This window comes from Bacillus altitudinis 41KF2b (assembly GCF_000691145.1).
GTDB lineage: Bacteria > Bacillota > Bacilli > Bacillales > Bacillaceae > Bacillus > Bacillus altitudinis.
This window is the reverse complement of sequence record NZ_ASJC01000005.1, coordinates 295737-308259: the sequence shown is the minus strand read 5'-3', so window position 1 is coordinate 308259 and position 12523 is coordinate 295737. Positions and strand designations below refer to the sequence as shown.

General features: G+C 40.9%; 15 protein-coding genes. All 15 read right to left on the bottom strand.

The annotated features are described in order from the left end of the window. Positions 1 to 122 precede the first annotated feature (122 nt). The 15 genes from aroH to BA79_RS11745 all read right to left on the bottom strand — a co-directional run bounded on the left by aroH (position 123) and on the right by BA79_RS11745 (position 12521). Positions 123 to 506: a chorismate mutase gene (gene aroH, locus BA79_RS11815; protein ID WP_035702913.1), complete on the bottom strand. Its 384-nt coding sequence runs from the start codon at positions 504 to 506 to the stop codon at positions 123 to 125. Continuing rightward, a complete protein-coding gene (gene aroB / locus BA79_RS11810; protein ID WP_035702911.1) occupies positions 503 to 1594 on the bottom strand; it encodes a 3-dehydroquinate synthase in 1092 nt (363 codons plus the stop codon). Before aroB ends, aroH begins: the two co-directional genes overlap by 4 nt. Beyond that, a complete protein-coding gene (gene aroC / locus BA79_RS11805) occupies positions 1594 to 2766 on the bottom strand; it encodes a chorismate synthase (RefSeq protein WP_007500947.1) in 1173 nt (390 codons plus the stop codon). Before aroC ends, aroB begins: the two co-directional genes overlap by 1 nt. A gap of 76 nt (positions 2767 to 2842) precedes the next feature. Continuing rightward, entirely contained in the window at positions 2843 to 3619 is a 777-nt protein-coding gene (locus BA79_RS11800) for a CheR family methyltransferase (protein WP_008344547.1), read from the bottom strand. A gap of 144 nt (positions 3620 to 3763) precedes the next feature. Beyond that, a complete protein-coding gene (gene ndk / locus BA79_RS11795; protein WP_003216015.1) occupies positions 3764 to 4210 on the bottom strand; it encodes a nucleoside-diphosphate kinase in 447 nt (148 codons plus the stop codon). A gap of 130 nt (positions 4211 to 4340) precedes the next feature. Beyond that, positions 4341 to 5303, bottom strand: a complete 963-nt coding sequence (gene hepT, locus BA79_RS11790; protein WP_007500951.1) for a heptaprenyl diphosphate synthase component II — start codon at positions 5301 to 5303, stop codon at positions 4341 to 4343. Positions 5304 to 5327: 24 nt separating this feature from the next. Continuing rightward, positions 5328 to 6032 carry a demethylmenaquinone methyltransferase gene (locus BA79_RS11785; RefSeq protein WP_007500957.1) on the bottom strand — a complete coding sequence of 235 codons (705 nt, stop codon included), beginning with the start codon at positions 6030 to 6032 and terminating at the stop codon, positions 5328 to 5330. Positions 6033 to 6035: 3 nt separating this feature from the next. After that, positions 6036 to 6803, bottom strand: a complete 768-nt coding sequence (locus BA79_RS11780) for a heptaprenyl diphosphate synthase component 1 (RefSeq protein WP_024718505.1) — start codon at positions 6801 to 6803, stop codon at positions 6036 to 6038. A 115-nt stretch (positions 6804 to 6918) separates the two neighbouring features. Next, the gene (gene mtrB / locus BA79_RS11775; RefSeq protein WP_008344541.1) at positions 6919 to 7149 is read right to left on the bottom strand and encodes a trp RNA-binding attenuation protein MtrB; all 231 of its coding nucleotides are present in this window, start codon (positions 7147 to 7149) and stop codon (positions 6919 to 6921) included. A gap of 23 nt (positions 7150 to 7172) precedes the next feature. Next, positions 7173 to 7742, bottom strand: coding sequence for a GTP cyclohydrolase I FolE (gene folE, locus BA79_RS11770; protein WP_003215789.1), 570 nt, complete (start codon positions 7740 to 7742; stop codon positions 7173 to 7175). Positions 7743 to 7932: 190 nt separating this feature from the next. Continuing rightward, positions 7933 to 8211, bottom strand: a complete 279-nt coding sequence (hbs, locus tag BA79_RS11765) for a non-specific DNA-binding protein Hbs (protein ID WP_003215863.1) — start codon at positions 8209 to 8211, stop codon at positions 7933 to 7935. 374 nt (positions 8212 to 8585) lie between these two features. Next, the gene (gene spoIVA, locus BA79_RS11760; protein WP_008344534.1) at positions 8586 to 10064 is read right to left on the bottom strand and encodes a stage IV sporulation protein A; all 1479 of its coding nucleotides are present in this window, start codon (positions 10062 to 10064) and stop codon (positions 8586 to 8588) included. A 205-nt stretch (positions 10065 to 10269) separates the two neighbouring features. Next, positions 10270 to 10995, bottom strand: a complete 726-nt coding sequence (locus tag BA79_RS11755; RefSeq protein ID WP_007500961.1) for a hypothetical protein — start codon at positions 10993 to 10995, stop codon at positions 10270 to 10272. A gap of 18 nt (positions 10996 to 11013) precedes the next feature. Beyond that, positions 11014 to 11217, bottom strand: a complete 204-nt coding sequence (locus BA79_RS11750) for a DUF2768 domain-containing protein (RefSeq protein ID WP_008344530.1) — start codon at positions 11215 to 11217, stop codon at positions 11014 to 11016. 266 nt (positions 11218 to 11483) lie between these two features. Continuing rightward, positions 11484 to 12521 (bottom strand): NAD(P)H-dependent glycerol-3-phosphate dehydrogenase, encoded by a 1038-nt coding sequence (locus BA79_RS11745; RefSeq protein WP_035702907.1) that lies wholly within the window; start codon positions 12519 to 12521, stop codon positions 11484 to 11486. Positions 12522 to 12523 lie beyond the last annotated feature (2 nt).

Here is a 12523-nt window from a genome sequence, read left to right as displayed (position 1 = left end):
AATAGAAGTATCGTATCTCTGCTCAACTCTACTCATCTCAACTACCCTAGTCTCATTCTCATCTTCTCTAAGCTTGCAATGCCGTTCACACCTGTGTGTAAACTTCGGCTGTTCATATCGTATTATAATTCCTTGTTTTTTGTCAACTGTAAATCAGGCCGAAGCGTGACAGCCTCTTCCAAGTATACGTGCTGTATGTCTTCCTGCTTGACATCTGTCTGAACGGTCATTAAAACGCGAATGCACTTCTTTAGACCTCCATCAATGTCAAGCTCTTGCATACAAGTGACAGGCACATAGGTCCATCCTTCAAACTGCCTGAGTACTTTTGCTGGAAAAACGGAGTGAATATCTTGTGTAGCTGAAATCAAGATCTGCACGACACGCTCTGGATCTACTTGGTTTTTTGAAATGATCGCTTCTAGCAGCTGCTTCGTTTTGGTTAACACTTCTGTTTCAGTATCTTCTGTCACAGTTGTAGCCCCGCGTATCCCGCGAAACATCATAGACAGCCCTCCTCCCGTTTCCATTCTTCGAGCCAGTGATACAGCTCATCTTTTGTGAAAGATTGCAGGGTGACGTCTCCAACTTGTTTTAGCAAAACAAATTGAACACTCCCGCCTCTTGCCTTCTTATCACCAATCATGCGATCGACAAATGTTTTGGTTGAAATCGTTTGTGTGACTTGTACTGGGAACCCTAGTTCTTTCATCCACACTTTAAGTTTCTCACGATCTAGGCTGAGTCCTTGCTCTTTTTCACTGACATATAAAGCAAACTGCATGCCAATTGCAATGGCATCTCCATGCGTAATCGCACCGTATCCATACTCCGCTTCAATGGCATGCCCTAGTGTATGACCTAAATTCAAGTATGCCCGCACACCATGTTCTTTTTCATCTTCTTGAACAATGGATGCTTTCACTTGAATCCCTTGATAAAGCATATGTGCCAGTTCACCCTTTGATAATTCTGTCAACGAACGAATGGACATCAGTTCTGATAAAAAGACTTCACTTGAAATCAGTGCATGTTTTATCACCTCAGCAAAGCCTGATCTTAGCTCTATTGGTGAGAGTGTCTCTAGCATACTTGTATCATAGATGACAGCTGCCGGTTGATGAAACGCACCAATTAAATTTTTGCCGAGCGGATGATTGATTCCGGTTTTTCCGCCGACTGCACTATCATGTGCAAGCAGCGTGGTCGGTACTTGAATAAAATCAATGCCTCTCATATAAGTGGCAGCAGCAAAGCCAGCCAAGTCTCCAATCACCCCACCTCCTAATGCAATGATGCATGAGGAGCGGTCGAGTTGAAATTGGATGGCTTTCGTATGAATCTGCTCAAACTGTGCAAAAGATTTTGATTGTTCTCCGTTTGGCACCACTACTTTTTGTACAGACCATTTCTGTTTCAGTAATTGAACCATTTCATCTCCATAAAGGGCATCGACGGCTGAATCTGTCACGATGAAGAGCTTCGTGTAAGATCGCCCAGTGGAAGTAATCAAGTCTACGATATTTTGTCTAATCCCATCACCGATATATACAGGATAAGTGGCTGAAGACGTCTTCACTTCCAGTGTTTTCATTAAAACTCCCTCTGAAGCTGGCGCATTTTGTCGACATTTTCTTTAATGCGGTCAATTTGATCAAGACCAAACTGCTCAACCACTGCATTGGCGATTTCCCATGCAACGACTGCTTCTGCCACAACACTTGCGGCTGGAACAGCACAGCTGTCAGAACGCTCAATACTTGCAGAGAAAGGTTCTTTTGTTTCAATATCCACGCTTTGCAATGGTTTGTATAGAGTTGGGATTGGTTTCATAACCCCTCTTACGACGATTGGCATGCCAGTTGACATTCCGCCTTCAAGACCACCTAAGCGGTTTGTTTTTCTCGTATAGCCTTTTTCTTCATCCCAGATGATTTCATCATGAACTTCACTGCCATTTTTAGAAGCTGCCTCAAAGCCAATACCGAATTCAACACCTTTAAAAGCGTTGATACTCAGTACTGCGCCTGCAAGCTTGCTATCCAGTTTACGGTCATAGTGCACATAGCTGCCGACTCCAACTGGCATCCCTTCAACGATGACTTCGACAATACCACCAATTGAATCGCCGTTTTTCTTCGCTTCGTCAATGGCATCCATCATTTTTTGACCAGCTTCACTGTCATAGCAGCGAACAGGTGATTCTTCTGTTACTTTTTGCAAATCTTCAATAGATTCATAAGCGGTATGGGAAGCTTTTACTCCACCAATTTCAAGGACGTGACCAGCCACTTTGATTCCAAGGTGAGCCAAAATTTGTTTCGCTACTGCACCTGCTGCTACACGAACCGTTGTCTCGCGTGCTGATGAGCGCTCTAATACGTTTCTCATATCACGGTGACCATATTTAATCGCACCATTTAAATCCGCATGCCCTGGTCTTGGACGAGAGATTTGACGCTTCATTTCACTCTCTTCTTCTTCAGTAATTGGCTCTGCACCCATGACCTTTGTCCAGTGCTTCCAATCATTATTTTCAACAACAAGTGCAATAGGAGAACCTAATGTTTTCCCGTGGCGGACTCCACTTAACACTTTCGCTTGGTCTTTTTCAATCTGCATTCTTCTTCCGCGGCCATGACCTTTTTGTCTTCTAGCCAGTTCATAATTGATGTCATCCTGCTCTATGTAAAGTCCCGCTGGAACTCCTTCAATAATTGTGGTCAGTTGTGGACCATGTGATTCACCTGCTGTTAAGTACCTCATGACTTATTCTCCCTTCATCGCATTAACGCTTTTAAGTAAAACTATAATAACACACTTCCTACTAAAAAGTCAGCTACTACCCCTTCTTTTGATAAAAGAAAGTATCAGCAGAGGTTAATCCAAACTTTTCTGGGTGAAAAATTTGTTCTGTTGAACCAACAAATAATACGCCGTTTTGCTTTAAACTGCTGCTCATTTTTAAGTAAATTTCTTCTTTCGCCTCTTCTGTAAAGTAGATGAGAACATTTCGGCACACGATGAGATCCAGCTGTTTTTCATATGGATCTGCTAAAAGGTTGTGTTTCTTAAATTGAATGTGCTTTCGAATCTCATCCTTCACCGTGTAAAATGAAGAATCTTCTTTGGTGAAATATTTTTGCTTGATTTGATCTGGCACCTCTTGCAAAGATCGTTCATGATATCTTCCTTTTTGCGCAGATTGCAGGACTTTATCATCTATATCCGTTGCGATAATTTGGAAGTCCTTCACAAGCGGATGGCTTGATAGCAGCATTGAGAGTGTATACGGCTCTTCTCCAGTAGAGCAAGCTGCACTCCATATTTTTAGAGTGCCACTGTTTTTTGAAAGCAGCGGCAGGATTTTTTGATCAAGTACTTCCCAGCGCTGATAGTTTCGGTAAAATTCTGACACATTGATCGTCATTCGATCCATCGTTTCATCTAATAGCGCTTTGTCCTTTTCAAGAGCAGACGCAAATGCCTCAAAATCTTTATATCCTTTTTTATCATAAAGGGATGTTAATCTTCGTTTCATTTGTGCTTCTTTATATAAGTTCAGATCTACCCCAGTTAGTTTTTTCCATTTTCCAACAAATACTTGATACTGATCCATCAATGTCCTCTCCTGTCTCATCTATCTTTGTCCTAGTATAGCTGTTTTTATCATAAATTTGTATCATCTCATGCGAAAATTCGTATAGAAATCTCAATATAAAAAAGCCAAAGTGATCATTTGATGAACACTTTGGCTTGAACATTAATAAATCCAGCTTGAGATCGTTTGATCCCAGTTTGTCAGTTCTTCTTGTTTGAAGAACAGGTTGATTTCTCTTTCGGCACTTTCTGGTGAGTCTGAGCCATGGATAATGTTTTTGCCAACAGTTAATCCATAGTCGCCTCTTATTGTTCCCGGAAGCGCTTCCTTCGGATTTGTCTTTCCAATTATCTGCCTTGTTACGTCTACGACTTGTTCACCTTGCCATACCATCGCAAATACAGGTCCTGACGTAATAAAGTCAACCAATTCACCGAAAAATGGTTTTTCTTTATGCTCTCCGTAATGTGTTTCTGCTACTTCTTTTGGAATGCTCATGAGCTTTGCTCCAACAAGCTGAAGCCCCTTTTTTTCGAATCTTGACACAATTTCACCGATTAATTGTCTTTCCACACCATCAGGCTTGACCATAAGAAATGTTTTGTCCATATACGTTCTCCACCCCGTCGTTATGTATGTATAGGCTTACATTGTTACAAAGTGATCGTATCATTTTTTTTTATAATAATCAATTTTTGACAAAAAAATTTCACAAAAAAACCAACCAACGAAACGTTGATCAGAATTTTCGTTTACCAATATATTTTGCAATCGACGCTAATGAAGATTTAGCCCGCCCGCGCGGAAGTTGATCGAGCTGTTCAAATGCTTTTTTCAAATACATTTCACTCACTCGAATGGAACGGTCGATCGCATCTGTTTGTTTGAGATGTTCAATCACAGGTTTCAGCTGCTTTTCCGTCGTTTCACTATTGATCAGCTTCAACTGACCTTCTAACGTCGGGTTCTGAAGCGCATATAAAACGGGAAGAGTGACATTTCCTTGTAAAAGGTCCCCGCCAACAGGTTTACCTAATTCTTCTTCAGTTGATGTAAAATCAAGGACATCATCAATGATCTGGTACGACATACCAACATAGTACCCAAACCAGTAAAGGGCTTTATGTGTTTTTTCATCTGTTCCAGCTGCAATCGCACCTAATTGGCAGCTACCTGCAATAAGCAAGGCTGTTTTTCGTTTAATTCTTCTTAAATATGTACGAAGGTTTTGGTCCATGTTGTATTTATCTTTGACTTGTTCTATTTCCCCAAGACAGAGCTCGACGACCATTTTTGACAAAATTTCATGTGCCATTGGGTGATTGATTTTCGTCATGTACTCGAGTGACCTTGCAAATAAGTAATCCCCCGTGTACATCGCAATTCTGTTGTCCCATTTTGCTTTAATCGTCGGTTTTCCTCTTCTCAGTTCTGCATCATCAATGACATCGTCATGGACAAGTGATGCCATATGAATTAATTCAAGCGCTACGGCTACATATTTAATTTTATTAATATCATAGTCACCAAACATGCCTGAAAGGAGAACAAAAACGGGGCGGATTCGTTTTCCGCCCGCTTGCAGCAAATGAAGACCGGCTTCACTTAATAATGCATAATCAGAGCGAACGGTTTGTTCAAGCTCTTTTTCAATTATATCGATATCATGATTTAGAAAAGAAATCATTGCTTTTAGTTTCATTATTTTCACCCAAATATCGTTTATTCAAAGCTTCTTTCCGATATGTGTTGCTGCTACACCGCCTGTAAATGGATGATACGAGACATCAGACAGACCAGCCTCTTCAAAAAGAGACGCCAGTTCTTTCATGCCAGGGAACGTTTTGGCTGATTCTTGAAGCCATGAATACTCCTGATAGCTTTTGGCAAACAGCTTGCCAAAGAGCGGCATGATGTATTTGAAATAGACATAATACCCTTGTTTAAACCCAATCATCTCAGGCTGTGATGTTTCAAGGCAGACAACCATTCCACCGGGTTTTACCACTCGCGTCATTTCCTTTAGCACTGTTAAGTAATCAGGGACATTTCGAAGTCCAAAACCGATTGTGACATAATCAAATGAGTTGTCCTCAAAAGGAAGCTCCATTGCGTTGCCGTGGAGCAGCTCAATTTGATTGTAGCCGCCTGTTTTCACCTTCGTTTCGCCAACACTCAGCATATTTTTACTGAAGTCAAGACCTTTGACCTCGCCAGTTTCTCCAACAGCGTCTGCAAGCGCAATCGTCCAATCGGCAGTTCCACAGCATACATCTAGTGCTTTGGCTCCTTTTTGAACATTCATGAGCTTCATTGTTTTATCGCGCCATTTTTTATGCTGTTTAAAGCTAATGACAGAGTTCATTTGGTCATAGTTTTTATAAATTTTTTCAAATACACCGTGTACTCGCTGTTCTTTTGATTGCTGCATGACTTACCCTTCTTCCACTTTCTGATGGTACGCAGGTTCATTTTTCATATGATCCAAGCGATTTAATAGCTCTTTTTGAACGATCGGAGATGAAACTAGATGCTCCTTGATTGATCGTTTGGCCTTTTCATAGCCTTCACTTTCAAAGTTGTCAAAACATGTATAGGCGTCCGTATAGCTATCGTTCAAAAAAAGTTTTAAATGTTTGTCGTCTTCTGCTTGTTTCATAAAACGTTTATAAACAAGGAAGCGACTTGCAATTTCATTCCAATGCGTCAATTGAAAGTGCTCAGAAATTCTTTGGAATAGCGCAGATTCTACTGTAGCAACACTTTTATAAAAGTGGGCTGCATCTTGAATGGATCGATCATATAGTCTAATTTTATGTTCATTAATCTCTTTGATCGCCGTGGCGAGAGTACGGATCATGTAAATATCTTTCATGTCAGAGAGAAGAGAGTAATAGAGACCGCTGAAATAGTCTCCTGCTAGGATGGTCAACTGACGATTTTTGAACTCGTCTTGTTTGATGGCTGCAGCAGTTGTGACTTCGTCATGGGTATCAAGGGCAATTTGCACAAGCATCGCCGTTAAAATATAATTTTCTTTTTTCTCAGCATCGATTTGAGCTTCATCAAACATTGCATGAAAAAGAAGGAGCTTATCTTCATCGATGAGCGGTGCACGCAAATGCTTCGCCAAATAAGGATGAGAAAGCTTTTTGTTTAATTTTATATTCAGATTAGATAAAATTCCGTAGATGTCTTGCAAAGATATCACCCTTGTCCCAAAAATTACAGTTTCATATGTAGCTCTCTACATTGTATAGAGATTTATTATACCATATCAGGCCTGACTTTCATGCTATCAAGTGCATAGTCGAGCGTTATTTCTTTGCTTCGCTTTGAATTTCACCGAAGCTTGTTTGAATGACAGCATCGCCCCGCACTTTGATGGCTGATGTGTGCTCAGTAAATTGCGCGATAATGACTTCACCTTTATCGAGCTTTTCGGAATGGTGAAATCTTGTATCGGAACCTCTAGTTAAGCCGATCACATTGACACCATTATCAATGGCTTTAATCACCACAAAATCAGATGCTTTATTTTCACTCAATCTGTTCACCTTCCATCTATGGATTAGTCGTTTTTAATAAATGAAAGCACTTCTGCTCTTGCTGCCGCATCATTTGCAAATGTACCGCGTACGGCTGAAGTGACTGTTTTAGCGCCGGGCTTCTTCACTCCGCGCATCGTCATACACATATGCTCTGCTTCAACGACAATCATCACACCATGTGGATTTAAAGTTTCCACCATGCTATCTGCAATCGTTGATGTAATGCGCTCCTGAAGCTGCGGGCGCTTTGCCACGGCTTCTACTGCTCTTGCCAGCTTGCTGAGTCCCGTTACTTTTCCGCCGCGCGGAATATAAGCGACATGGGCTTTGCCATAGAATGGCACAAGATGGTGTTCACACATTGAATGAAAAGCAATATCTTTGACAAGTACGAGTTCTTCATGATCTTCACCAAAAATGGTTTTAAAATGTTCTTTTGGATCTTCATTTAATCCCGAGAACACTTCTTCATACATTTTTGCTACTCGTTTTGGGGTATCAAGAAGTCCTTCACGATCTGGATCTTCTCCGATTGCTTTTAATATATCGCGTACTGCGTGTTCGATTAATTCTTTATTTATTTCACTCATGTATTATATCCTCCAAAGGCGATTACATTTCATTCAGATTCTAGCACACTTCAGATCCTAAAAGCAAAGGAGAGCGTTCTAAACAAACCATTTGATTCAAAAGGAAAAGCCCCTTATCAAAGGGGCTTTTCTAGACCAGTGTGAAACTGTATATGTATAACTCCTTCAATAGGATCATTACACATAACGATTATTTACCTGCCACCGCGTCTTTAAGTGCTTTACCTGGTTTGAAAGCAGGTACTTTGCTTGCAGGGATTTCGATCTCTGCACCAGTTTGTGGGTTACGTCCTTTACGAGCTGAACGCTCACGTACTTCAAAGTTACCAAAACCAATAAGTTGGATTTTGTCACCATTTTTAAGTGCATCTAAAATTGTATCAAAAACAGAATCAACTGCTTTTGTCGCGTCTTTTTTAGATAACTCGCTTGCTTCAGCAACCGCGTTAATAAGTTCTGTCTTGTTCATGCCTTTCACCTCCTCCCAAAAATATGCATTCAATAGATTGTTATCATTTCTTCACAATTCATCTTCTTTCTATACACTTTTTTTGAAAAAAAGAGCGTCTAGAAAGCGTCATACATGGCTTTTCATTAGAAAACTTCTCTTTGAAGGAATGTTTGTCCAACAAAGTGAAGATTTTCTGTAAGTAGATTAACACATATGAAATACCATATCAAGCATTTTAAAGGGAAGAATCCTTATTCGTCAAGGATTAAGGGCACTTTTGCGAACGAATATTCCTAATTTCAGCCTGAATCTGACTAATCTTTATACAATTGTCTTTTTATGACTTAACCCGCACGCAAAAAAAGACCCCCATCAATGAGAGGTCTCACATCCTATAGAATAATCGCGATCAGACCGCCTGATCCTTCGTTAATAATTCGTTCAAGCGTTTCCTTTAGTTTATACCTTGCATTTTCCGGCATCAGCGAGAGTTTTGCTTGAATGCCTTCTCTGACAAGCGAGCTGAGTGAGCGTCCAAATATATCGGAATTCCAGATCGAAAGCGGATCATCTTCAAAGTCTTGCATTAAGTATCGGACGAGCTCTTCACTTTGTTTTTCTGTTCCGATAATCGGCGCAAACTCACTTTCTACATCTACCTTAATCATATGAATAGATGGCGCGACTGCTTTTAATCTGACGCCGAATCTTGATCCTTGCCTAATGATTTCCGGCTCATCTAAACTCATATCTGACAAAGCTGGTGCCGCAATTCCATAACCAGTCTGCTTCACCATTTTTAAAGCGTCAGACACTTGATCATACTCCGTTTTCGCATGTGCAAAATCTTGCATGAGCTCAAGAAGGTGATCTTTGCCCCTAATTTCCACACCAACCACTTCTTTTAGGATATGATCATATAGATCATCCGGCGCATACAGATCAATTTCTGCGATCCCCTGACCCATTTCAATGCCTGCTAAGCCCGCTCTTTCGATAAAATCGAATTCACTGAACTGACCTACCACTCGGTCAACATCTCTTAATCTCTTAATATCCTTGACGGTTTCTTTCACTGAATCCTGATAACTCTCTCTTAGCCAATGATCTTCTTTTAGTACCATGACCCAGCTTGGCAGGTTCACATTCACCTCAAGCACTGGGAATTCATATAATGCTTCACGAAGTACACTGAGGACGTCTTGTTCTCTCATACTTTCGACACTCATCGCGAGTACAGGAATATCATATTTTTGACTAAGCTCCTGCCGCAGTGCTTCTGTTTCAGGGTGATAAGGTCTCACAGAGTTGATCACCATAATAAACGGCTTTCCAACTTCTTTGAGTTCGTCAATGACACGTTCTTCTGATTCAATATAGTCATGTCTTGGGATTTCTCCAATTGATCCATCTGTTGTAATCACAACACCAATGGTTGAATGCTCTTGAATGACCTTGCGTGTACCAATTTCCGCTGCTTCATGAAACGGGATTGGTTCTTCATACCACGGCGTATTAATCATTCTCGGACCATTTTCATCTTCATAGCCGCGTGCACCAGGCACGGTGTAGCCTACACAATCGACAAGCCTAATGTTGACATCCAGACCGTCGCTCACGTGAATGGATGCCGCTTGATTTGGCACAAATTTTGGCTCTGTGGTCATAATGGTTTTTCCTGCTGCGCTTTGCGGCAATTCATCCTGTGCTCTTGCACGGTCTGCCTCATTATTGATATTCGGGAGCACCACGAGCTCCATAAACTTTTTAATAAACGTAGATTTCCCTGTACGAACAGCTCCAACGACTCCTAAATATATATCGCCTCCTGTTCGTTCAGCGATATCCTTGAAAATATCAACTTTTTCCAAGTGATCCCCTCCCGGACTTGCTATCCTCGTTTTCAAATAAAATACTCTATACTTCAATCAAACGGTGCTTGAAAGGTGTCAGGACAATATATGTGTATGACGTTGTCCTATTTGAATATGACACCTTTTTTGTTTTGAGAGTATGTTTAGCCATAAAAAAACCTTTCTCCTCATTTATATGCAGAGGAGAAAGGTTCATTCTTGTTTATGACGTCTTTTTTTCTAAAAAAGCCGGCTCACCTTTTTTGTTGATCGTATATGGAACAGAAAACGCTGGTACAAACGGGGTTTCCTGCCAATAGACATCTTGAATATTTTCACCTGGTTTCAGCTTTTGTTTCGTATTTTTCAAAATCTGGGCAAAATCACTGCGATAGTCAACATAGATTTCGCCATTTGAGGAAATCAGTAATGGAAGTGATTCACCCGTAACAGGGCTCGTCACTGTAGGCGGTGCTTTTAACCCTAGTTTTTTTTCATTTAACGTATATAAATCTTTGGATACTACTTTGCCATATGGCGGATATGTATGTTCATCTTGATATATTTTGATTCTCAGACGCAATTCACTGATCGTTTGTGTCATTTTGACATCAAGCAGTTTCACCGTTGGATTTTGTTCGACGTCTGTGAGGACATAGATATATTCGCCCCCGCCTTCAAAAGATGTCGACGGTACATCGTGTAAATATCTTGGTGACAGACGCTTAAAGTCAATGACATACTTCTGATAAATCGGTGTGTCGCCTTCTTTTGTTTCAATGGGCAAAAGGCCATTTGTCGCTTTTTGAAAATCTTCAATCGCTGTCTGCACACTTTGCAGCTGCTCTTTATATGGCACGCGGTTTTCAGCTTTGCGATTCTCTGGATAGAGGCACCCCGTAAGTAAAATAAGTGTTAACAGCATGACACTGATTTTTGCTTTGATCATCATATTCTTCCTTTTTCTTTATTCATTGACCGGCCCACTAAATACAACTAAAAACACAATGATACCTGATATGAGCATCAAGCTGTACGCAACAGTCGAAGCTGTTATTTTCAGAAATCGACTCTTCAGCTTAAATCTACTCAGATAAATGGTTACAACGGCTAAAAACATGAGCCCCATTGAACCAAGCGCAAACCACATCTTGATTAAAGCAAAACTCATCGTGCCTGTCCCCCTTTAATACAAACGAATTGTAAGCGTTTATATTTCATTCTAAACCAAAATTAAGTCAAATATCAATCATTTTTCCAATCATTCAGAAAAAAGTGCATAAAAAAACTGAAGCAAAGAGGGGGACTCTGCTTCAGCCATTAGGTCGACTATTTTTCCTCATTCTGTAGAGGCAAAGCTCTATTCAAACTTCATTGTTATGTTATGCAAGTCTGCCCCTTCTTGCATCCTCTACACGCCTAAGTTCAGTCTTCCAATTACTTTGTTTGGTTTTCGAACATGTTCACAAGGTCTTCCATCTCATGTGTTTTCACACGTGCCATTAAGGATTCTACAGCATCGTCTACCTTTTTCCCTTCAAATAGGACGCCGTAAAGAGCCTCTGTAATCGGCATGCTGACCTTGTATTCTTTGGAGAGCTGATAAGCGCCTTTTGTTGTGCGGACGCCTTCGACAACCATCCCCATTTTTTCAAGCACTTCTTCGAGCTTATATCCTTTACCGAGTAAATTCCCGCAGCGCCAGTTACGCGAATGAACACTTGTACATGTGACAATCAAATCTCCAACACCTGTTAATCCGGCAAACGTAAGAGGGTTTCCTCCCATTTTTGTGCCGAGGCGGGCGATTTCAGCAAGACCCCTTGTGATGAGCGCTGCTTTCGCATTATCGCCATATCCGAGTCCGTCTGTGATCCCTGCCGCAAGAGCGATGATGTTTTTCAGCGCCCCGCCAATTTCCACCCCAATCACATCAGGGTTGGTGTACACTCTAAAATGATTGTTCATGAACAAATCTTGAACAAATTGAGCTGCTTCAATATGTTCTGACGAGACAGTAACAGTTGTCGGATGACGCAAGCCAACTTCTTCAGCATGGCTTGGTCCTGACAGGACAACAACTGCTTCTCTTTTCGCTTCCGGGACTTCTTGTTCAATCATTTGAGAAATTCTAAGAAGTGTATCTGGTTCAATTCCTTTACTGACATGAACAAATGGCACCTTTGACGTAATGAACTCATTTGCCTGTTTCAATACTTCTCGAATGGCCTTTGTTGGCACAGCGACAATAATCGCATCTGTCCCTTCTAGTGCCTGTTTCATATCTGTTGTCGCTTGAATAGACGCTGGCAATGCAACATTAGGCAAGTAATCATGATTTTCATGTTTCTCATTGATTTGATCAATTAATTCTTGTCTATGTCCCCACATGTGTACATCATGATGATTATCAGCTAATACAAGCGCAAGAGCTGTTCCCCAGCTCCCTGCTCCAAGTACTGAAATTTTCTTCATCC

What these genes read in the sequence shown, in the direction of transcription:
- aroH (WP_035702913.1), bottom strand. Translation starts at nt 506, where the DNA reads ATGATGTTTCGCGGGATACGCGGGGCTACAACTGTGACAGAAGATACT.
- aroB (WP_035702911.1), bottom strand. Translation starts at nt 1,594, where the DNA reads ATGAAAACACTGGAAGTGAAGACGTCTTCAGCCACTTATCCTGTATAT.
- aroC (WP_007500947.1), bottom strand. Translation starts at nt 2,766, where the DNA reads ATGAGGTACTTAACAGCAGGTGAATCACATGGTCCACAACTGACCACA.
- BA79_RS11800 (WP_008344547.1), bottom strand. Translation starts at nt 3,619, where the DNA reads ATGGATCAGTATCAAGTATTTGTTGGAAAATGGAAAAAACTAACTGGG.
- ndk (WP_003216015.1), bottom strand. Translation starts at nt 4,210, where the DNA reads ATGGACAAAACATTTCTTATGGTCAAGCCTGATGGTGTGGAAAGACAA.
- hepT (WP_007500951.1), bottom strand. Translation starts at nt 5,303, where the DNA reads ATGAAACTAAAAGCAATGATTTCTTTTCTAAATCATGATATCGATATA.
- BA79_RS11785 (WP_007500957.1), bottom strand. Translation starts at nt 6,032, where the DNA reads ATGCAGCAATCAAAAGAACAGCGAGTACACGGTGTATTTGAAAAAATT.
- folE (WP_003215789.1), bottom strand. Translation starts at nt 7,742, where the DNA reads ATGAGTGAAATAAATAAAGAATTAATCGAACACGCAGTACGCGATATA.
- hbs (WP_003215863.1), bottom strand. Translation starts at nt 8,211, where the DNA reads ATGAACAAGACAGAACTTATTAACGCGGTTGCTGAAGCAAGCGAGTTA.
- BA79_RS11755 (WP_007500961.1), bottom strand. Translation starts at nt 10,995, where the DNA reads ATGATCAAAGCAAAAATCAGTGTCATGCTGTTAACACTTATTTTACTT.
- BA79_RS11750 (WP_008344530.1), bottom strand. Translation starts at nt 11,217, where the DNA reads ATGAGTTTTGCTTTAATCAAGATGTGGTTTGCGCTTGGTTCAATGGGG.
- BA79_RS11745 (WP_035702907.1), bottom strand. Translation starts at nt 12,521, where the DNA reads ATGAAGAAAATTTCAGTACTTGGAGCAGGGAGCTGGGGAACAGCTCTT.